Source organism: Prochlorococcus sp. MIT2302 (assembly GCF_059772385.1).
In genome coordinates, this window is record NZ_CM186285.1 from 1,028,927 (window position 1) to 1,051,029 (window position 22,103).

The 22,103-nt window shown below is 38.4% G+C and carries 19 protein-coding genes; 6 read left to right on the top strand and 13 right to left on the bottom strand.

Annotation, left to right across the window (positions count from 1 at the left end; all coding sequences use genetic code 11):
* Positions 1 to 107 precede the first annotated feature (107 nt).
* The 5 genes from AC6EI2_RS06085 to bioA all read left to right on the top strand — a co-directional run bounded on the left by AC6EI2_RS06085 (position 108) and on the right by bioA (position 4,734).
* Positions 108 to 1,250, top strand: coding sequence for an aminotransferase class I/II-fold pyridoxal phosphate-dependent enzyme (locus tag AC6EI2_RS06085; RefSeq protein ID WP_498461473.1), 1,143 nt, complete (start codon positions 108 to 110; stop codon positions 1,248 to 1,250).
* Positions 1,247 to 1,975 carry an alpha/beta hydrolase gene (locus AC6EI2_RS06090; RefSeq protein WP_498461474.1) on the top strand — a complete coding sequence of 243 codons (729 nt, stop codon included), beginning with the start codon at positions 1,247 to 1,249 and terminating at the stop codon, positions 1,973 to 1,975. The genes AC6EI2_RS06085 and AC6EI2_RS06090 overlap by 4 nt, the downstream gene beginning before the upstream one ends.
* Positions 1,956 to 2,711, top strand: a complete 756-nt coding sequence (locus tag AC6EI2_RS06095) for a methyltransferase domain-containing protein (RefSeq protein WP_498461475.1) — start codon at positions 1,956 to 1,958, stop codon at positions 2,709 to 2,711. The genes AC6EI2_RS06090 and AC6EI2_RS06095 overlap by 20 nt, the downstream gene beginning before the upstream one ends.
* Positions 2,708 to 3,358, top strand: coding sequence for a dethiobiotin synthase (bioD, locus tag AC6EI2_RS06100; protein WP_498461476.1), 651 nt, complete (start codon positions 2,708 to 2,710; stop codon positions 3,356 to 3,358). The genes AC6EI2_RS06095 and bioD overlap by 4 nt, the downstream gene beginning before the upstream one ends.
* Before the next feature lie 77 nt (positions 3,359 to 3,435).
* Entirely contained in the window at positions 3,436 to 4,734 is a 1,299-nt protein-coding gene (gene bioA / locus AC6EI2_RS06105; RefSeq protein ID WP_498461477.1) for an adenosylmethionine--8-amino-7-oxononanoate transaminase, read from the top strand.
* Positions 4,735 to 4,792: 58 nt separating this feature from the next.
* Here bioA and AC6EI2_RS06110 read toward each other — a convergent pair whose 3' ends face one another.
* Positions 4,793 to 5,233 carry a J domain-containing protein gene (locus tag AC6EI2_RS06110; protein WP_498461478.1) on the bottom strand — a complete coding sequence of 147 codons (441 nt, stop codon included), beginning with the start codon at positions 5,231 to 5,233 and terminating at the stop codon, positions 4,793 to 4,795.
* 78 nt (positions 5,234 to 5,311) lie between these two features.
* Between AC6EI2_RS06110 and rsmG the strand changes: the two genes are divergently transcribed.
* Positions 5,312 to 6,058 carry a 16S rRNA (guanine(527)-N(7))-methyltransferase RsmG gene (gene rsmG, locus AC6EI2_RS06115; RefSeq protein ID WP_498461479.1) on the top strand — a complete coding sequence of 249 codons (747 nt, stop codon included), beginning with the start codon at positions 5,312 to 5,314 and terminating at the stop codon, positions 6,056 to 6,058.
* On the opposite strand, the gene AC6EI2_RS06120 is transcribed toward rsmG, so the two are convergent.
* From AC6EI2_RS06120 to rpoB, 12 genes are all read right to left on the bottom strand, one after another.
* Positions 6,055 to 7,212 carry an aldo/keto reductase gene (locus AC6EI2_RS06120; protein ID WP_498463464.1) on the bottom strand — a complete coding sequence of 386 codons (1,158 nt, stop codon included), beginning with the start codon at positions 7,210 to 7,212 and terminating at the stop codon, positions 6,055 to 6,057. The two genes, rsmG and AC6EI2_RS06120, sit on opposite strands and share 4 nt — an antisense overlap.
* A gap of 84 nt (positions 7,213 to 7,296) precedes the next feature.
* Entirely contained in the window at positions 7,297 to 7,716 is a 420-nt protein-coding gene (locus tag AC6EI2_RS06125; protein ID WP_498461480.1) for a ferredoxin, read from the bottom strand.
* A gap of 15 nt (positions 7,717 to 7,731) precedes the next feature.
* Positions 7,732 to 8,124 (bottom strand): DUF1257 domain-containing protein, encoded by a 393-nt coding sequence (locus AC6EI2_RS06130; protein WP_498461481.1) that lies wholly within the window; start codon positions 8,122 to 8,124, stop codon positions 7,732 to 7,734.
* The gene (locus tag AC6EI2_RS06135) at positions 8,124 to 8,327 is read right to left on the bottom strand and encodes a DUF2997 domain-containing protein (RefSeq protein ID WP_498461482.1); all 204 of its coding nucleotides are present in this window, start codon (positions 8,325 to 8,327) and stop codon (positions 8,124 to 8,126) included. The genes AC6EI2_RS06130 and AC6EI2_RS06135 overlap by 1 nt, the downstream gene beginning before the upstream one ends.
* Positions 8,328 to 8,414: 87 nt before the next feature.
* Positions 8,415 to 9,224 carry a HEAT repeat domain-containing protein gene (locus AC6EI2_RS06140; protein ID WP_498461483.1) on the bottom strand — a complete coding sequence of 270 codons (810 nt, stop codon included), beginning with the start codon at positions 9,222 to 9,224 and terminating at the stop codon, positions 8,415 to 8,417.
* 24 nt (positions 9,225 to 9,248) lie between these two features.
* Positions 9,249 to 9,374 (bottom strand): DUF8624 family small hydrophobic protein, encoded by a 126-nt coding sequence (locus tag AC6EI2_RS06145; RefSeq protein WP_011295147.1) that lies wholly within the window; start codon positions 9,372 to 9,374, stop codon positions 9,249 to 9,251.
* 65 nt (positions 9,375 to 9,439) lie between these two features.
* Complete coding sequence (locus tag AC6EI2_RS06150) at positions 9,440 to 11,191, bottom strand: sodium:solute symporter family protein (protein ID WP_498461484.1); 1,752 nt, start codon at positions 11,189 to 11,191, stop codon at positions 9,440 to 9,442.
* 23 nt (positions 11,192 to 11,214) lie between these two features.
* Positions 11,215 to 12,306 (bottom strand): dual-specificity RNA methyltransferase RlmN, encoded by a 1,092-nt coding sequence (gene rlmN, locus AC6EI2_RS06155; RefSeq protein WP_498461485.1) that lies wholly within the window; start codon positions 12,304 to 12,306, stop codon positions 11,215 to 11,217.
* Entirely contained in the window at positions 12,303 to 12,455 is a 153-nt protein-coding gene (locus AC6EI2_RS06160) for a CAB/ELIP/HLIP family chlorophyll-binding protein (RefSeq protein ID WP_498461486.1), read from the bottom strand. Before AC6EI2_RS06160 ends, rlmN begins: the two co-directional genes overlap by 4 nt.
* A gap of 66 nt (positions 12,456 to 12,521) precedes the next feature.
* Positions 12,522 to 16,631 carry a DNA-directed RNA polymerase subunit beta' gene (locus tag AC6EI2_RS06165; RefSeq protein ID WP_498461487.1) on the bottom strand — a complete coding sequence of 1,370 codons (4,110 nt, stop codon included), beginning with the start codon at positions 16,629 to 16,631 and terminating at the stop codon, positions 12,522 to 12,524.
* A 38-nt stretch (positions 16,632 to 16,669) separates the two neighbouring features.
* Positions 16,670 to 18,577, bottom strand: a complete 1,908-nt coding sequence (locus AC6EI2_RS06170) for a DNA-directed RNA polymerase subunit gamma (protein ID WP_498461488.1) — start codon at positions 18,575 to 18,577, stop codon at positions 16,670 to 16,672.
* Positions 18,578 to 18,619: 42 nt separating this feature from the next.
* Positions 18,620 to 21,907, bottom strand: coding sequence for a DNA-directed RNA polymerase subunit beta (gene rpoB / locus AC6EI2_RS06175; protein ID WP_498461489.1), 3,288 nt, complete (start codon positions 21,905 to 21,907; stop codon positions 18,620 to 18,622).
* Positions 21,908 to 22,103: the final 196 nt, after the last annotated feature.

Genomic DNA, 22,103 nt, shown 5'->3' on the forward strand with positions numbered 1-22,103 from the left:
ATTCTATGCCCACATGATTTTTGACGTGGATACATAATAAAATCAAGAAACCAAAGAAATAATCTTAAACCAGTTTCTGAATCTTTAACCACTGAAAACAGAAAAATATGCCTGAAATCTCTAACTCTAGAATTCGTAAACTCAGGACTTGGATCCCAGGGCAAAGATCATCAGAATTGATTGGTGTAGATGAAAATAAAAATCAAATCACCTTAATTGACCTAGCAAGTAATGATTATCTAGATCTTTCAAGACACCCAATATTAATTGAGGCCGCTAGACAAACCTTAGAAACTGATGGAGTTGGCTCAGGGGGATCAAGATTTATTACTGGTAGTAGAAATATTCATCAAAAACTTGAAACAAAGCTCGCCAAATGGCTTGATCGTGAGATTGTCCTGCTCTACCCGAGTGGTTTCCAAGCAAATCTAGCTGCGGTCTTAGCACTTGCTGATCGTCACACTCCTGTGATTTGCGATCGTCTGATACATCATTCCCTGCTCGTTGGAGTCAAAGCGAGTGGAGCAAAGCTCATTAGATTCAAGCACAATAATTTATCTGAACTAGAAAGACTTTTAAAAAAATCTAGGCAAAGAAATCCTCAAAAAAAACCTTTAGTAATTACAGAAAGCCTTTTTAGTATGGAGGGTACAACAGCTCCCATAAAAGAAATTTCAAAGATATGCATTAAGTATGATTCAAAGTTATTTATAGACGAAGCTCATGCATTTGGGATTATGGGCCCCGAAGGAAAAGGAGAATCTTTTGGACTCAAAGAATCAATATCAATTATTAGTGGGACCTTCGGTAAAGCTTTTGGAAGTGGGGGGGCATTTTTAGCAACAGACAAGGTAACAGGAGAAAATTTGATACAAAACTGTGGGGCATTTCGCTATACAACCGCTTTAGCTCCTCCACTTTGTGCAAGTGCTTTAGCCGCATTAAATTTAATTGAAAGTAACCCTAGTTGGGGTAGCGAACTGAAAAAGAAATCAATAGCTTTACGAGACAGATTGTCTCAAATTGGGATGCAACGGCCTGTTGGAGAAGGTCCAATTATCTCAATAATTTTAGGTTCTGACGAATTAGCAATGGATTATCAGAAGAGACTTGAGGCACGAGGCCTTCTAGCTGTTGCGATCCGTCCACCAACTGTCCCAGAAGGTCAATCCAGACTCAGGTTAGTGATCAGGAGAAATACTCCCGTTCAGGCCTTCGAAAGACTTGTAGAAATTCTTAAAAACAAATGAAAGAAATAATTGCTATGCATGGCTGGGCTGGTGATAGTCATCAATGGTCAAATTGGGAAAAGATATTTAAAAATTGTGATTGGGAATGGCAAACTTCTGAACGCGGTTATAAAGATATAAGTCCTCATACATCTAGATGGAATCACAACTCAAATCATGTCGAACTTAAAAGAGTTGCTATATGTCACTCTCTTGGTTCACATTTGATAGATAAAAATATCTTACACTCGGCCACTCATGTTGTATTAATCAATAGTTTTAGTCGTTTTATTCCAAGTGGCAAAGAGAATCGCCTTATAAAACTGGCCCTCAATAGGATGATGAATGCAATTGATTCGCCTAATGAAGAAGCTATGTTAAGGAAATTCCAGATAAAAGCTTATAAACCTAATTACGTTGATCTTGAGTCATCCGAATCAAAGCTCCTTCATATATCCCATTCAGGGAGGTTGAGACTAAAAAATGATTTAAAACTTCTTATAAATTCTGATTCTCTCCCAAATGGCTTAAATAATTCTTCCCAAGTACTCATTGTTAACAGTGAACAAGACTATATTTTAACTAATCAAACAAAAAAAAAGCTAGCTGAAGATTTAAAAAGCCACTTAGAGGACGTACCCAAAACAATCAATCTTAAAGACGAAGGACATTCCATTACAAAAATAAAAAATATCAAAAAAGTCAAACACTGGTTAGAATTTGATCATGCAAAAAACATGGTCTAGCCAAGTTAATAAAAACTTTAACGAAGCTGCATTTAGTTATAACGAATCAGCAGCAATTCAAAAAAGGACTGCTTTAAAACTTGCAAAAATATGTTCTAATCATTCTATTAAACATGGTCTTTGGGTTGACCTTGGTTCTGGCACTGGACTACTCGCCAAGTCATTAGAAGATCTACATCCAAACCAACATGTAGTGAGATTGGATAATTCTAAAAAGATGCTTGATCAACATTCAGAAAAGAGTGTTAAACAACTTTGGGATTTAAATAATGGGTTACCGAAGTGGTCCAAAAAACCAAATTTATTAGCTTCAAGTTTTGTTTTACATTGGCTTGATAATCCACAAAGTAAACTTAAGGAATGGTTGAATGCTCTAAGCTTGGATGGATGGATTGCCTTAGCAGTTCCAATCAAGGGAAGTTTTCCAGAATGGTATGAAGCCGCAGAAAAGGCAAATTTAACATGTACGGCTCTTGATTTACCATCATACGACTCACTAATCAGAGTCGTTACGAAAAAAAGTATTATATATAATAAAGTTGAAGTTATCACACAAACGGCGAATACCGCGACCTCCTTATTAAAACCTATAATCAAGGTTGGGGCACAAAGTAGTCAAAAGAAACAATTAAGTGTTTCAGATTGGCGACATCTGTTGTCTTTTTGGCCAATTGCCCACGAGGATAAGCAATTCAGCCTCAGTTGGTCAATTCAGTTTTTATTAATAAAGCGATGAGTAGTTTCTCAAAAAAAATTATTATTTGTGGTACTGATACAGATGTAGGTAAAACGATCGTTAGTAGTTTTTTCGTCCAAGGTCTTAAAGGTATCTACTGGAAACCCATTCAAAGTGGGACAGAAGAAGGTACAGACACCACAACAGTACGAAATCTCTTAAACCTTGAACCTAAACGCTATGTTTCGGAAAGATATAAATTCAAGGCTCCTGTCTCTCCACATTGGGCTGCCGAACAAGAGTCTAGTTTTATTGAACCAAGCAATTTGAAATTACCAGACTTAGATGAATTAATAATCATCGAGACAGCGGGTGGTTTAATGGTTCCCTTAAATCGAGATTGGCTACAAATAGACCAATTAAAGGTTTGGGGAGCTCCTGTAATTCTTGTAGCCAGGACCGGTCTTGGTACTCTCAATCACACCTTATTAAGTCTAGAAGCCTTGAAAAATAGAAATATAGATATATTAGGAATAGTCTTAAACGGCCCTCCACACAAAGACAATCCGAAGACTCTTGAGCAATTTGGAGATACTAAAATTCTTGCGAGTCTTCCTGTTTTTGACGAAGTCAACGCAAAAGTACTTTCACAAGAATGGAACAACCAGAATTTAGATCAAAAGCTTAGGAAATACATTCGAAATTAAATTTTTATTTTTCTTTATTCAAAAGATTATTTTGACTTCGATCAAGTTAAATGAAGCAAGAGGGAAAACTAAATTTGATGAATGAGAAAGAAAATTCAAATCAAACTATTCAGAATCCTCACATATGGCCACCATTCACACAACTCACATCCTCTAAGCCTCAATTATTAGTTGAAAAAGCTAAAGGTGCCCTTTTACTTCCTAAAGACAAAGCTCCAATAATCGATGGCATAAGTAGCTGGTGGGTCACTCTGCATGGTCATGCGAATGAATATATTGCCAAAGCCATCGCAAATCAAGCACAGCAACTAGAACAAATTATCTTTGCAGATTTTACTCATCCTCAAGCTGAGCTATTAGCTGATCGGCTAAGTAAATTAACAGGTCTAGAAAAGTTATTCTTCTCAGATAATGGATCTACCGCCGTAGAAGTAGCTTTAAAAATGGCTCGACAATGGTGGAAAAACAAAGGTGATAATAGATCTCAAATCATTGCGTTCGAAGGTGCCTACCATGGAGACACATTTGGAGCAATGGCAGTAGGCGAACGAAATATATTTAGCGAGCCTTTTGATCAGATGTTATTCCCTGTTAGCCGAGTCTCTTGGCCTGAGACATGGTGGGGCGATGAAGATTTTGAGAGAAGAGAAAAGGAGGCTTTAGCGACTCTTGATCATCTTTTGAAGACACCAACTATTGCGGTAATTCTTGAGCCATTAGTGCAAGGTGCTGGAGGGATGCGAATGGTTCGTTCAGAATTTTTAGTAGAAGTTGAAAAAAAAATTCGCCAGGCTAATTCTTTACTTATTGCCGATGAAGTATTAACTGGCTTTGGAAGGTGTGGAGAACTATTTGCTTTTCAAAGAGCAGGATTAAAGCCAGACCTTATTTCGCTCTCCAAGGGATTAACCGGTGGATTCCTTCCAATGGGAGTAACAATGTCCAGCAAAAGGATTTCAGAAGGATTTCTTGGGGCAGATCCCAAGAAAACTTTCTGGCACGGTCATAGTTTCACGGCCAACCCATTAGGCTGCGCAGCGGCCAATGCCAGCTTAGATCTTTTAGAAAGATCCCCAAAAAAATATATAGATTTTGAGTCACGTCACCTACCACATCTACAAAAAATAGCTAATGATCCGAGGATTGAATGTCCAAGGATTACAGGAACCATTGCTGCTTTTAATATTAAAGTAAATGGTAAAAAAGGGTATTTAAGTTCTGTTGGAAAAATGATCAAAGCAAGTGCATTCAAGGTTGGCGTATTCATCAGACCATTAGGAGATGTAGTTTATCTAATGCCACCACTATGTATTACAGATGAAGAGCTAGAGAAATGCTATTTTGGAATCCAAGAGGGCTTAAATTCTCTACCCTAAGATTTTTTCATAAGGATTCAAAGCACTTAGTTATAAACTCATTACTAAAAATTGAATATCACATTAACCAACTTGGAATAAAATTCAAGTTTCCACCTTTTGAGAAAGCAATAAACACACCTAAAGCCAGGCTAACGAAAATAGATGTAATTAATAAAAGTAGTGAGAACAATTCTCCACCTGATAACGGTCGCCTTACCCCTATCGATTTAGAAAATTGCACGGGTTGTGTATTTCTTAAATAAGATTCTTTTTTCTGACTTATAAGATTATTCTCTCGCTCTATAAATAAATCATAATTTGCCCTTAGGACAGGGTCACTTAATAGATCATAAGCCTCGCAAACATTTTGAAATTGCCGTGTCGCTTCATCCCGTGGCAAAGATGTCGTGTCCGGGTGAAGACGCTTACTTAATTGACGGAAGGCTTGTCTGAGCTCTGCGTTATTAGCAGAGGGAGAGACACCAAGCAGTTCGTAACAATTAGGAGAAGGATTCAACTAAAGAAAATATGATCTAATAATGTATAGATTTTATCTAAATATCTCAAGGCTGACTATTTCAAAAAACAATTCAAAATGTCTACTGATACAAACAACAAAAAAGCAAATCATCTTGTGATATGGAATAAGCTTAAATGGGTTCCAAGTGAAGAACAATTATCTCAATTTATCCTTTTGCAGGAGTTACTTAAAGAATGGAATGAGAAGACCAATCTTACTCGTTTAGTCGATGGAGATGATTTCTGGACTGCACAAGTATGTGATAGCTTGTTACCACTTCATGAAGAGCTGCAATACCCAGAGCTCACTCATAAATATGTTGATGTTGGTTCAGGTTGTGGATTCCCTGGTTTAGCTATAGCTATAGCAATGCCAAATTCAAATATTACTCTTTTAGATTCTTCAAGTAAAAAAACGACTTTTTTAAAAGAAGTATCTAAAGAAATTGGATTGAATTCTCGGGTAACAGTTTTAACTGAGCGGGCTGAGGTGGCAGGTAGAGATCCATTCCTTCGAAGTAATTTTGACTATGCAATTGCTAGAGCAGTTGCTTCTGCAAATGTAGTAGCAGAATATCTCGTACCTTTTTTAAATTCGACAGGCCAGGCGCTCATATTCAGAGGAGGTTGGAGTGCAACAGACCAACTAATGCTAAAAAAAGCTTTAACTGAACTACATGCAAAGATTCAACAAACACATAAATTCGTTCTCCCTAACAATCGCGGTATTAGGAATATTATTAGAATTAGTTCTATTGATAAATGTCCTAATCAATATCCAAGATCAATTGGAAAACCAACAAAACAGCCTTTAGGTTACTAAATACCCCATAATCTATCTCTTCTTCCCCCCCCCAATCTATCTCTCAATTTCCTTAGTAAAAAAGGTATTTCAGAGCTCCATGGACTATTAATCAAAACTTTTTGCAAGTCATTCTCGCTTACTTCACAATCCAAGCAATCTGCATTTGAGCCTGGGAACCAATGTCCTCCTCTGCCTAGAAGCCTATAACGATCTTTAGCAAAGCTTTCCATATCCCAAGCCTCTAATAGATTATTCAACCACAATAAAATAGGTATATTAATCTCTCCTGGCGTTTGATCCCAACTAGGCAACCCTATATGCCAAGTAGTCAACCATGACTCTCCAAGCGAATCACATGAGGCATCTATTAGACGCTTTTGTATGTTATTGATCACCGCATGCATTGTATCCATTTTAGAAATTGCACTTAAATGAATATCAAGATCTTCAGGCTTTGAGGCTCCAACACTTAATGTATGAACTCTTTTATCACTCAAGCAAAACAAATCATTAAATTCTATTGGATGCAAAGGACTACATAAATTTATAAGTTTCAATGAAGGTGTATGTAAATGGCCTCCCTTGTCAGTAGGACTGATAATAAAAACTCCCATATCATTGGCATTCGCAACTTGTAATGCTCTTTCGTTTTCCTGACGAATAAAATACCAATGCAAGTTAACATAATCAAAAAGTCCTGTTTCAATTGTTTTAATTATCAGGTCAACATTTGCATGAGTTGAGAAGCCAACATGACCAACAAGACCATTTTTTTGCCAACGACGAACAATCTCTAGACATCCATTAGGACGAATAGTCATGTCTAAGTGCTCAGGCAGATTGATACCATGAATAGCTAATAAATCAATTTTCTTAGAACCTAATCTACTCAGACTTAACTCAAGTTCTTCCTCAAATATCGAAGGATTATTGTTGGGTGGTATTTTTGTCTGCACAATTCTTTTTGGGTCATCAATCTGACCGAAAGCCCAACCTATCTGGCGTTCTGATGTTCCATAATGACGAGCAGTTTCTATGTGATGCATACCTTTTTGAGATGCATGCTTAATAGTTTTTTGCAAGATATCTTGTTGTTGATTCTTAATCTCATTGGGGTCTAAATCCTTCCAGCTTTGTTGAAAGCGCATTCCTCCAAGAGATAGGACTGGCATCTGAATCTCTGTACGCCCAAATCTTCTGCTAGGTATTGAATTGTTTTTAGTATCTTTAATTCGTGCCACTTCTAAACTTAAAAATCAAGTACTAGGTGGTAAACCTAAATTCCTAAAATGATGATTTTTTATAACTTCTTCCAATTCAACTAAGTCTTCAAAAGAAACCCAATCTATGCAATCGACAGGACAGGTATCTATTGCTTCTTGAATTAATTCCTCACTATCTCCATCTTGTCTAAACGCCCTAGCTCTGCCTTGCTCAGGCTCCATTGCAAAAGTATTCGTAGCAACTGAGCTGCAATAGGTACATCCAATACATTTCCTTTCATCAACCCATACAGCTTTTTCTTTTAACTTCCCACCTAATACAGGGTCTCTACCATTTAGCTTGAAATCTTGGCTACTAGCAGCTTCGAAGGCAGCGTTGGTTTTATGAATATCACCAGATTGCTGATATTCATTAGACCTAGTTTCAAAAGCTGGGCTAGGATCAAAAGTCAATTTTCAAATAAAATTCTAAGAATCCCAGCGAGTAACAACTAGTTCAATAGATCCATCTAAATTTTGTTTTTGCTCGGAAATTTGAAATCCCTCTTGAGAGGTTGTCTGTAGAACAGTATTTAAAGCATATCTTTGAGTCACTTGAGCTAAAAATCTTTCAACTGGTATGGATTGCTTCCAAAGATCCAAATCAGTCACGAGTTCATATGATTTGGAACCTTCATTCCACCGAAAGCCAATATCTCCTCCTGTATTCATTTCTATAGTCATTTCAGCTTTTACAGTTTGGCCTCTATAACCTCTGACAAGATTTTCACCTTCTTGAGGTAAGTAGCCCAAATCAATTAGAGCCTGTTTTAAAAACTCTTTCTTGCGAAGTTGTGTTTTTACAGTGCTGAAATGTGACATCAGTTAATTTCGGCTGGAATTGTCTGTTTTTGAACCCTTTTTTGTAGAAAAGCCTCAGAGGTGGGTTTTCTCTGTTCAACACTGCCAAGCGCAGCTTCAAGCTTTTCTGTTAAATCAATACATCCTTCACCAACGATTCCTTCGACGGTTTCTTCAACCCGTCCGTCTTGTCGAATCTTAAATCGCAAAGTGCGTAAAGACATATTAAAGAGCTTTAAGTCACTGATGATATAGAAAAAACACCTAAAAAGCGAGTTAGATATTATAAAGATGTGATTCTAAACAAATAATCAAACCAATTGACCATCATCAATTAATGATTTTAGTTTTATTTGTACCTCCGGATTATCCAATTGTTCCAAAGCTATCCTTGCTTCATACCTAACAGAGGGCTCACGATCATTCAATAAAACAGAAATGAAAGCCTCTTCTACTTGGATTTTGATTTCCTCACTCAAAATGCTGTAAAGACGACCAAGAGACCAAATACAGTTGCTTCTAACTATGGGTTCACCATCAATTTGCAAACTTTCAAGTAATTGCTTAGCCGCTGGCAAGGAGCTCTCTACTGAGTTGAGTCCAACCTCCGCTAAAGAACTTGATGCCCACAATCGAACGGCAGCGACATCTTGTTTTAATGCATTAACCAAAGGTTCAAGGACAGGGGCATCTGAGTAATTTCCAAGACTCCAAGCAGTAGCTTTTCGCACATAAGCATTACTGTCAAAACGCAATAAATGCAAAAGAAGATGGATAGCCTGTGGACAAGGATTTCTGCCTAAAGCATAAACAGCGCTCATCCTCACAACAGGAGATGGTTCGTCCAGTAAAGGCACCAAAAGTGGGAGAGCTCTGGAATCCCTATGTTCACAAAAGACTCTTAGACCTTGAAGTCTTTCTTCATTTCCAGATTGAAGCCATTTCAACGCAAGATCACATTCTTTTGATGAATTAACTAGATCATCATCGGTTTTATCAAGTTCGATTTCATCTAATGGATCTCCCGCTATCTGAGCTGCTAATTCTCTAGCCAAGAGATCAGGGTCTATGGCTAAATTAGCCAACCCTTCATTACTTAATTTTTGATTTGCATCATTCATAGCTCTGACATGGGAAGAGCAAGTTTAATTAATTGGTGCTGGTGCAAGCATATCCCCAGGCAGCCATATCCGCGCACTGACTGCAAACAAAGCGATACCAAAAAGCGCAACAATCAAAATAGGGAAAAGCGTTGTGCGTAAAAAACCCAAAGTTGCAAATGAATTAGATTTTCATTCTGCTCTAAATTTTGTCCATTTGGCTATGAAGGGTCAACTTATTGAGTTATTAGTCTTGTTTTCTTCATTAAAAATACACAGCTGACTGCAATCAAAAGCGCAATCCAACCATTGCTTTCTTGATGTAACAAGAAAGACCCAATACATATCAAGCCACCATAGAGAATTCCTGAGCCTAGAATGAATCTTGAGCCAAGAATGAAAAAAGAGTCAACCGGATCAATATTCAATTTATTTCTTATTTTTTTCCAACCAGGACCTGGCGGTTTCACCTGCTTCACAAACGTATTAAGTGTCTCCTCTGACTCTGGCTCAGTACAAAATAAAGTAATCAACCAAATTACAGCTGTGACTGCAGTATTAACCATAAGTCTTACCCCAAAATCATCAATCATGAAATAAGGCGAAATAGAGGTAATTACCCCTATAAAGAAACCAGCAAGCATTGCCGAAAGTTCTGCTTGAGCATTAACTCGCCACCAAAACCATCTAAGGACAAGCACAGCACCTGGGCCTGTACCTATCGCAATCACAAGTCTAAACATTGAACCAATGCTGTTACTAAAGAAGGCAGTGGCGATTCCAACTAGAAGCAACAAAATACTTGCGAGTTGTCCCATGAGAATCATTTCTCTAGGACCAGCTGATGGCCTTAAAAATCTTTTATACAGATCATGAGAAAGATAACTTGCCCCCCAATTAATTGAAGTGCTTACGGTACTCATAAATGCAGCAACCAATGAAACCACAACTAATCCAAGTCCAACAGGAGGCAAATATGTTATTGCGAGATTGGGATAAATTAATTCCCAGTCAGTTTGATAAGGCAAGAGGACCAAACCAGCCAAACCTACTAAGATCCAAAGCCAACTACGAATAAGATAATTAATAATTAAAAATACTACTCCAGCCAAAGTTGCTTGCTTTTCATCTTTAGTAGCCAATAGGCGTTGAATAAACTCGCCACCACCATCACTACGCCTAAAACTCCACCACTGCAAGGAAATAAAAGCGAAGAAAGTAGTAACACTTATTCCTGAACTATCTAGCCAATTGAAACCATCTTTGTTAAATGTCCACGGAAATACAGAAAGCAGCTCAGGTCGATTTAATGCCTTTAACTTTATCAACAAATCCGTCATGCCACCTGAAGCATCAAGTGCTACATAGCAAACGGCAAAAGCGCCAAGAAGAGCTAATACTAGTTGTACAAAATCATTAACTACTACTGCCAAAAGTCCACCTAAAACAGTATAGATAAGTAAAAATAAAGCAACAAAAATCATTAAAATCATCGTGTCAGTAAATCCTCCAAATACAATATGTCCATCTACCACTCCTAGTGCTTCGGCAACCTTGCGCATTGCCAAGAAAGCATAACCAATTCCAATACAATTAATTGGAACAGAAAGTAAAAAAGCTTTTATCCCTCTTAAGCAAGCTGCTGCCTTCCCCCCATAACGTAGTTCAGTGAAAGCCGCATCAGTCAACACCCCGCTACGCCTCCAAAGAGGAGCGAATATCACTGTCATAGCAACATGTGCCAGCCCGAAGCTCCACCATTCCCAATTACCTGCCAAGCCTCTCGTCCCAACCAATCCAGCAACATAGAGAGGTGTATCTATTGAGAATGTTGTAGCAGCCATAGACATACCTGCAAGCAAACCACTTAGGCGACGACCAGCAACAAAGTAATCTGCTTCGTTACGATTTTTTAATGAGATGTAAATTCCTAATATCAAGGAAAAAATTAAATATAAAAATAAAATAAACCAATCAATAAATGTCATAAGAACTGAGAATTAATCTATCTTTATTTACTAAATTGATTTTTATTTGATTGATTGATCGATTGCCGTCTTAATTGTCCACATGCCGCATCTTTGTCTCTACCTCTACTTGCACGAACACTTACAGCAATTCCCTTATTAACTAATAGTTCTCTGAACCTATTCACTCTGGTTTGGCTTGGTCGTTTAAAGTTCTCTTCAGCGATGGGATTATAAGCTATCAAATTAACATGGCTCTGAAAACCTCTCATCAGATCAGATAACTGCTCTGCATGAATATCTTTGTCATTCAATCCACCAAGAAGAATATACTCAAAGCTTACCCGTCTTCCAGTAAGTTCTAAATATGTTTTACAGTCTTTGAGTAATGACTTGATCGGATAAGACTTCGCCGAAGGAATTATTAATTCACGCAACATCTGATTAGGCGCATGAAGACTAACTGCGAGGGTAAATTTAACTCTTCCCAAGCGCTCTTGAGCTGTTTTTGCTAAATATGGGAGTGTGTCCGGTATACCAACAGTACTAACAGTTATTTTCCTTTGACCAATTCCAATATCATTCGTAAGACATTCAATAGAGTCTAAAACATTGCGTATATTAAGAAGTGGCTCGCCCATCCCCATAAAGACGACATGAGTGGGCCTCCGATTCATTTTTTCTCTAATACTAATTACTTGATCAACTATCTCATTTACATTAAGAGATCTATTAAGCCCCCCCTTCCCAGTCGCACAAAATTTACATCCCATAGGACAGCCAATTTGACTTGAAACACAAACAGTAAGTCTTTTATCTGTTGGTATTCCTACGGTTTCTATAATTTCACCATCATAAGTCCCCATTAATAATTTCAACGTTTCATCTTCTGCTAAAACTCTGTCAATTTCATCAAGTCTTCCAACCTTTATTCCTTTATTTTTCAGTGAATCTCTCCATTTTTTTGGAAGAACAGTTATCGAATCTAGTTTTTTTGCTCCTCTTTGATAAATCCACTCATGAATTTGCCTCCCACGAAAAGCTTTCTCACCTTCTTGACGGGCAAATTCTTCAAGGTCTTCAGAACTTAAGCCAAGCAAGGATGAATGACTTGATAGTTGAAGAAATTTTGTCACCAATTCATTAGTCCATGTCCTAACTTAAATTCCAAAAGCACTAGAGCAATAAAACCAATCATTGCCCATCTACCATTAATACGTTCAGTATGCGTGTGAAAGCCATAGCGAGGCAATTTACGCTTTGGAACTACTGGAGGATCAATCATCGATAGTCTTTATAAGTGGAAAACTAAATATTAGAAAATTTAAAAGAATTATGTAGAAAAATTGATTTATTCATCAGAGAGTAAGCCTTCTTCTTGCAAGCCCTCCAACGCAGCGGGATCTGGCATTTGGTCTTCAGGTAAGTCGTCGTCACCTGTTGGGCGTGCAAAAGCTGCAAAGTTACTAGTTGTAGGGTCAATTCCATGCCTACTTCTCGTTGCCTCTAAGTCCTCATCACTAGGATCATCCAAAACAGAAGTATTCTTTGCTACAGGTGAAGAAGGCATATCAACAGTATAGTCAGGTCTAAGGTTTTGTATCCTTCGATAACCTGCAGGATCTTCTGCAAGAATATCTGGGTGAGGACCTGCTTCAGCATTTAACTCCTCAACAAAGCCACTAAAACCTGTACCTGCAGGTATCAGTCGGCCAATAATTACATTTTCTTTAAGTCCGCGAAGCCAGTCAGACTTACCTTCAATAGCCGCTTCGGTTAAGACTCTTGTTGTTTCTTGAAATGAAGCAGCCGAAATAAAGCTATCAGTATTTAAGGATGCCTTAGTAATTCCGAGTAAAACTGGAGTGAACTCCGAGGGAGCCCCGCCAGTAATAGAGATAGCCTGATTAGTATCTTCAACCTGCCTAAGTTCGATCAATTCTCCTGGCAAGAATGTTGTATCTCCTGCATCTTCTATTCTCACCTTACTAGTCATCTGACGAACTATTACCTCAATATGTTTATCGTCTATGGCTACTCCCTGTGACTTATAAACATTCTGTACTTCACTTACCATTCTGTGCTGAAGCTTAGCTATTGCCTCCTGAGCAGCATCCATTAAAGGCTTTTTGTCTCGCAAGTCTGTAAAGAAACATTCCAAAAGCTCATGAGGATTCACTGGACCATCAGTCAAGAATTCACCAGCTACAACTTGCTGACTATTCCTAACCATTACATTACGACCTAAAAGAATCGGATATTCAGTAATCACATCATTGTCCTCAATAATAGAAACAACTACAGAATCATCATCATCTCCTTTCTTGATATCTACTGTTCCAGACTTTTTACACAAAATAGCTGAATCCCGAGGCCTACGAGCTTCAAGCAATTCTTCAATTCTTGGCAAACCTTGAACAATATCTCCTGTTTTTTGTCTTTCAAAAACCAATAAAGCCAAGCCATCGCCTCTTTGAACCAAATCTCCATCGCGAACATGAAGTACTGAATCTGGCGAGACCATATAAGGTCTACCAAGACGCAATTTAATTTTCTTTCCATCAATCTCCTCTATTTCCCCACAAGCACCTATTGGTTGATCTTTTGAGACAAAGTCCCCATCTACAACTCTTTGTCCAACTTTGAAAAGAGTAGTTCCTTTTGATTCAATTCTTACTGTATCTTCATCCCTTTCAACAATAAGTCGGCGAACCGGGTCACCGTCAATAGCATCAGGAAGTTGAACAATTCCTTCTTGCTTACATAAAATCTGGGTTGTCGCCACTACGTCTCCGGCTGAAACTATTTGACCATTTTCTATTTGCAATTCAGTGTGTGTTGAACCATGACTAGAATCAGAGGTAGTGTCTCTTCTAACTAAAATACTTTCAAGGATAACTAACTTCAATCTATCAATACTGCTTGAATCCAAGTCTTTTACGACTTCTACGTCTACTGTCATCTGTGGAGTCGTATCAAACGTCTCAAGCATTAATTGGGTTTTAAGCAACTCAATACCCTCTACAGATTTAATAAGCTCACCATCCTTAAAAGCAAGTCGCTGAGAGGCTTTTATTCCTAGTGATGGGCCCTTGGGTTGTTTGACATGCTCTAGTTCAGGTAGCTGTGCTTGATCAGGAATAGTAAATTCCTCAACCGGTCTTAACAGAAGACCTTTACCTTCTGGAGTTTCGACTGATTGAACCATTACCATCGCATCAGTCTTAATACCTTTTGCAATCGTTTCTCCAGGATTAACTATTTGCCCATCACCTTCAAACCTATCAAGTACTTTACTTTCTTTGCATAGTTTAAAAGTGCCACTCCTAACTATAATTTCACGAAGAATGTCATTTTTCTGAGTAACCGTAACTATTCCAGCAGTTTGACTAAAAATATCTTTAACAACCTCTGTGCCTGCCTCTATCCATTGACGATCTTTAATCATCAACAATGAAATATCCTTATTAATTTCATGAGTTTCCTGAGGAATCCACAAAAGGGTGCCACCTTTACTAACTTCATAACCATTCTTTGCAGAGCGAGCTTTCTTAATTGTTAGACCAGGGGCATATTTCACAAGTCCACCTGTTTCAGTTTTAAACCTATCGTCTGCTAACTCAGCTATTACCTCATTATTTCCTATTTTGCTTCCAGGTATTGTATTCAATCTATAACGAGTATCATCTTTTGCTTCAAGATGCCATATTTCCCCTGAATGAGTCGACTCTTCTAGTAATTTAAAATCTTTTAATGTCATCGACGTTGTTACTATTTGAACTTCTCTAGAATCACCAATAGAGTCTCTTAGTCTTACTTCACCTCCAAACTCACTAGCCTGGCTGGCTTCGGCTAAAACTTGGCCCTCATTTACTGAAACATTGCCAGAGACAACTGGCATTGCATTAGGGGGTAAGTTATATACGTCTCCTGCAAGTACCCAAAGCCGACCAAGTCGTTGAGCTTTAAGAGTAATATTACCTTGTCTATCTGTAACTTCTCTAGGTTGAATAATTGATTCATACCTAACTTGTCCAGCCAAATCACAAATAACATCTTTAGTAGCCTTTTCAACACTTTTTTGTACAGTTCCACTAGCGATCTGAGCAACAGTCACATCGACATCAATTTCTTGAGCATTGTCTACAAAAAGTAAAGAGCCTATGGGTATGTCAATTTTTTGAGGCTTACCACCACTAGACGGAATAATACTAAGGTTAAAATCAACCTCTGCTTGCTGAGCTTCAACACCATGTGGTGTTCTGTAGCCTCTCACTCTCGCCTTTGAACCAAATTCAACTTTTCCTGAAATAATTGAACGTACAACACCAGTTTCTGCAGTTGAGACCCCGCCAGTATGAAAAGTTCTCATTGTCAACTGAGTACCTGGCTCTCCAATAGATTGAGCAGCAACAATACCTACTGCTTCGCCTAAGTCAACTAATTGATTATGCGCTAGCGCCCAACCATAACATTTACGACAAACTGATCTAGTCGCCTCACATGTAAGAGGAGACCGAACCCTTACCCCTTGAATATGTGATTGTTCAAATTTCTTAGATAACTGAGGGTCAATAGGAGTATCTCTTTCAGCTAAAATTTCCTGGTCTGAGTTCACAACCTGTTCAGCTGTTAAGCGTCCAACAAGCCTATTGCCAAACTTTTCATCCTCTGTACTTATAGAAATAGACCTTGTCGTACCACAATCCTCTTCCCTAACAATTACATCTTGAGCTACATCAACCAAGCGTCTAGTTAGATATCCAGAATCAGCAGTTCTTAAAGCTGTATCTACAAGACCTTTACGAGCTCCATAAGAAGAGATGACATATTCAGTTACTGTTAGACCTTCTCTAAAATTAGTTCGGATTGGTAAGTCAATAATCTCACCTTGAGGATTAGCCATTAATCCTCTCATACCAACAAGTTGACGAACCTGAGACATGTTTCCACGAGCTCCAGAATTAGCCATCATCCAGACTGAATTCAATGGATCGTTTTGATTGAAATTCTTTTTAACTGCATCCACTAATCTTTCATTAGTTTCAGTCCAAGTGTCGATAACTTTTGTGTGCCTCTCGACTTCAGTAATTTCCCCTAATCGATAACATTCCTCAGTAGCAGTTATTAGTTCTTCGGCCTGACCAAGCAGATCTTGTTTAGCCTCTGGGACCTTTAAATCGTCAACAGAAATGGATACTGCTGCCTGGGTTGCGTATCTAAAACCTAGATCTTTTAAGTTATCTGCCATTGCAGCAGTTGCAGCGGTTCCATGATGTTTAAATGCCCATGCAACTAAATTTTTCAAACCTTTTTTGTCAACTACTTTATTTCTAAAAGGTGGCGGAGTTTTAGAAAGTTTTGGTACAGCGTTCATCGCTGCTGCTTTTTTTGCTTTAGAAGCTCTTTTTGCTTTTGATTTAGAGGAGGATTTACGAGTTTTAGGAGAAGAGGAAGTCATGAAAAAATTATTTTAAAAAGGGGGATGTGTTCTAAGAGTTATGAGGTGGCTGCGACAGCATCAATAATTGTATGATTCATGACTACTCGACCGACAGTAGTCAAAATGTAACGGCTAATCAAACTTCCATCTTCATCTAATCGGTCTCGTCGATATGTCCATTCTTCAATACGAGTACCATCTTTCAAAGTCTCGAAATTACGCGGTTTCTGAAGCTCATCATCATCCTCAATTTCACCAGAAAATCGTACCCAAACCCAATCATGTAAATCTATTCTTTTATCTTCAAGAGCTTGTAAAACATCTTCAAGTGATGCGTATGTATGTGCATGATCCCCGAATTTAGGCTGATTTGCGTCCGGCTGAATTGCCGTTAGGTAGTAGGACCCTAAAACCATATCTTGAGATGGAGTAACAATGGGATCACCAGTTGCGGGGGAAAGGATGTTGTTACTTGCAAGCATTAGCATTCTTGCTTCCGTTTGCGCCTCAATAGCCAAGGGCACATGAACAGCCATTTGGTCTCCATCAAAGTCAGCGTTAAAAGCTGGGCATACCAATGGATGTAGCTGTATGGCTCGTCCAGCAACTAATTTAGGCTCAAAAGCTTGAATACCTAATCGGTGTAAAGTTGGCGCACGGTTGAGAAGTATAGGATGACCATCTATGACTTCTTGTAATACCTGCATTACTTCATCGTCGGCTTTCTGTATCAGTTTCTTTGCAGCTTTGATGTTATTTACAATATTCTGACGAATCAATCTATGAATTACAAAAGGTTGAAAAAGCTCTATTGCCATTTCCTTTGGCAGTCCACATTGATGCATTTTCAACTTAGGGCCAACTACTATTACTGAACGACCTGAATAATCAACTCTTTTACCAAGTAAATTCTGTCTAAATCGACCTTGCTTGCCCTCAATAATATCACTTAATGATTTCAGGGCTCGATTATTTGCACCAACAACAGTTCTTCCTCTTCTACCATTATCAATAAGTGCATCTACAGCCTCTTGTAACATCCTTTTTTCATTTCTAACTATTATCTCTGGGGCTAGTATTTCCTGAAGACGAGCAAGTCGGTTGTTCCTATTTATTACTCTTCTATATAAGTCATTTAAATCTGAAGTAGCGAATCTACCCCCATCCAATTGCACCATAGGTCTCAAATCAGGAGGTATAACAGGTATAGCATCTAAAACCATCCACTCTGGGCTTGCACTTGTAGCAATAAAATTATCTATAACTCTTAGTCTTTTTATCAGTTTAGCCCTTTTCTGACCTTTGCTTGTTGCAATTTCTTCTCTCAATTGCTCTGCAACTTCTTTAAGATTTAAATCTTCAAGCAATTGCTTTAAGGCCTCTGCACCTATCCCAACTATGGGTTCATTCTCAATAGTCGAATCCTCAGCATAAATTTCATCTTCGATCTCAAGCCATTCATCCTCTGTTAATAGCTGCTTATACTTAAGATCCTTACTATCTCCTATATCTAAAACAACATAACAATTAAAATAAACAATTTGCTCAACATCTCTAAGAGGCATGTCTAACAAAATAGCGACATAGCTAGGAATGCCTTTTAGATACCAAACGTGCGATACAGGAGCTGCCAATTTAATAAATCCCATTCTATGCCTTCTTACACGACTTTCTGTTACTTCAACACCGCATCTTTCGCAAACAATTCCACGATGCCTAACTCTCTTATATTTCCCACAGTGACATTCCCAATCTTTAGATGGGCCAAATATCTTTTCGCAAAATAATCCATCCATCTCAGGCTTTAGTGTTCGATAATTTATTGTTTCAGGCTTAGTCACTTCACCAACAACCTGGCCATTGGGCAAAGTTCTTTGACCCCATTCCATTACTCTTTCAGGAGAGGCTAATTTAATTTTGACGTAATCAAAATGGTTTTCAGTACGTAGATTGCTATTAGTCATGAGAATTCAGGGTGTTTAGATGATTTGTTTATAGTGAGTTGATTACTCTTCGTATTCTTTACCTAATGATTCATAGGTGGGTCTACTAGGCGTGCTTCTACGAGGATTTACATCTTGCATAAGATCAACCTCTTTACCATCATCTGTATATACTCCGATATCTAATCCCAATGACTGAAGTTCTCTCATTAAAACTTTGAAAGATTCTGGAGTGCCTGGCCTTGGAATTGGTTTGCCTTTCACAATGGAATTGAGCGCTTCATTACGGCCTTGCATGTCATCAGACTTTACGGTTAACAATTCTTGCAAAGTGTATGCAGCTCCATAAGCTTCTAGTGCCCACACTTCCATTTCACCTAATCTCTGTCCTCCTTGCTGAGCCTTTCCACCAAGAGGTTGCTGAGTCACCAAAGAGTATGGGCCAGTAGATCGAGCATGAATTTTATCGTCTACTAAATGTACAAGTTTAAGGAAATGGGCGTAGCCAACAGCAACGGGTTGATCAAAAGGTTCGCCAGTTCGACCATCTTTAAGAAGTAACTTTCCTGGATTCTCGGGGTTGTAAACCCATGATTTGCCTGGCTGCTTTGCCGCCTCTTTCAAGTAGGCTTGAACTGTCTGGTTAGACATCTCTGATCCATACATCTCATCAAAAGGTACGATTTTAACTCGACAATCCAAATTAGATGCTGCCCAACCCATGAGCAGCTCAAAAACCTGCCCGACATTCATTCGACTTGGGACGCCTAATGGATTAAGACATATATCTACAGGTGTGCCATCAGGAAGGTAGGGCATATCCTCTCTTGGCAATATCCTACTGATAATCCCTTTATTACCATGCCTTCCAGCCATTTTATCTCCAACTTGAATCTTTCTACGTTGCGCAACATAGACTCTCACCACCATGTTCGCTCCAGGTGGCAGCTCATCACCTTGTTCTCGTGTATAAATTCTGACATCAACCACTCGCCCTCTCTCCGTTGAAGGGACTCTAAGAGAATTATCTCTTACATCTCTTGCTTTCTCTCCAAAAATAGCTCTTAAAAGTTTTTCTTCAGGCGGTTGATCTGATTCTCCTTTGGGGGTAACTTTCCCAACCAGAATGTCTCCACTCTCAACGAAAGCTCCAATTCGAATAATCCCCATTTCATCCAAATTACCAAGACTTTCCTCTGATACATTTGGGATTTCTCTTGTTATTTCTTCAGGGCCTAGTTTTGTTTGACGAGCTTCTATTTCATATTTTTCGATGTGGACAGAAGTATATAGATCATCTTTAACTAACCTTTCACTTACTAGAATTGCATCTTCATAGTTGTAACCCTCCCACGGCATATAAGCAATTAAAACATTTTGACCAAGAGCTATTTCCCCTCCCTCACAGGCTGAACCATCAGCTAAGACTTGCCCCACAATTACCGGGTCACCATTAAAAACTATAGGCCTATGGTTTAAACAAGTATCTTGATTAGATCTTTGATATTTTTGCAAGTAATGGGCATGGTCATTGCCCTCCTCGTCAGTAACAACAATTGTATTAGCGTCTACATAAGTCACTGTTCCATTTACTTTTGAGATTGGAACCATGCCAGAGTCTCTAGCAACTTGAGTCTCTAAACCAGTCCCAACCAAAGGTCTTTCTGGACGCAAAAGAGGAACTGCTTGTCTTTGCATATTTGAACCCATCAAAGCTCTATTAGCATCATCGTGTTCCAAAAATGGAATTAACGATGCAGCCACAGAAATTACCTGAACTGGTGATAGTTGAACATAATCAACTTGTTCAGGAGAAACCGTTTCAAAATCTTGTCTGTATCTAACGGGAACAAGTTCTGCCAATATTTTTCCCTCTTCGTCTGTGGCTACATCACCAGGAGCAACCCTACACTCATCTTCTAAATCTGCAGACAAATAAATAGGATCTCCTTGTTTAATTAATCGTCCATTTTCCACCTTCCAAAATGGTGTCTCAATAAATCCATATTCATTAACACGAGCGTGCGTTGCCAAAGAATTAATGAGACCTGCATTGGGCCCTTCAGGAGTTTCAATAGGACAAAGTCTTCCATAGTGAGAAGGATGAATATCCCTAACTGCAAAGCCAGCTCTTTCTCGAGTTAAACCTCCAGGCCCTAAAGCAGATATACGTCTTTTATGAGTTAATTCAGCTAATGGATTGGTTTGATCCATAAATTGACTTAGTTGACTTGAACCAAAAAATTCTTTTATGGCTGCAACTAAAGGTTTTGGATTTACGAGTTGCGCTGGAGTAAGTGAGTCTGTTTCCCCAACTGTCATTCTCTCCTTGATTATCCTTTCAAGTCTATTCAATCCAACTCGAACTTGATTTTGCAAAAGCTCACCGACTGACCTTACTCTCCTGTTACCTAAATGATCAATATCATCAAGAGTTGCTCCACCTACATCTAGCTCTAAGTTGATTAAATAATCCAAAGTAGAGAGAACATCTTCATTTGTAAGTGTTCTTACATTATCAGGAATAGTTAAGCGTAATTTCTTATTTATTTTATATCTACCAACTCTTCCTAAGTCATATCGTTTTGGATCAAAAAATCTTGTTTGGAGTAACTGTTGACCTCCACTTACAGAGGGAGGCTCACCTGGCCTTAACTTTTTATAAAGCTCTAACAAAGCTTGGTCTTCTGAGCTTATGCCTTCTTCGTTTGCAGCATCAATTGACTTCTTATAAAACTCTGGATGTCGTAATTTATCTATAACATCATTATCTGATAAACCCATTGCCCTCATTAAGACATGAGCATTAATTTTTCGTGTTTTATCTACACGAACATGCAACAAATCGTTTTTATCAGTTTCAAACTTTAACCATGCTCCGCGATTAGGTATAACGCTTGCATTGTAAGTTCTTCTACCATTCTTATCTTGCTCATCTTTGAAATAAACTCCTGGACTTCGAACGATTTGATTGACTATTACTCTTTCAGCGCCATTAATTATAAAAGTTCCACGCTCAGTCATTAAAGGTAATTCACCGATAAAAACTTCTTGTTCTTTAATTTCTCCTGTTTCTTTATTAACTAGACGACAAGTAACATACATTTGAGAAGCAAAAGTTGCATCTCTTCTTTTTGCCTCTTCTACATCATGCCTAGGACGCTTAAGCTTATATTCTGATCCTATAAAATGAAGTTCAAGCTTACCGGTATAGTCAGTAATGGGAGAAAAATTGTCTAATTCTTCTATTAAGCCTTTATCCAAAAACCACTTAAAACTTGATCTTTGCACCTCAACCAGATCAGGCAGATATGTAGCTGCTTTGGCTACCTGAATCGCGCTTCTGCTCATTCGAGAACCTGCGTTTTTATGTAGAGGACGGGGGGTATGTCTTGACCTAGAGTTCGAAAAATGATCTTTACTAAAAAAAAACAAAAACAATCCCCAATAAGACTGAGATTTGAAATTGAATTTAGTTAATTAACGAACAAACTGACTCAAAAGGAAGATCCTTAAAGGTTTAAGCGCAGATACCACGCCTAAGCAA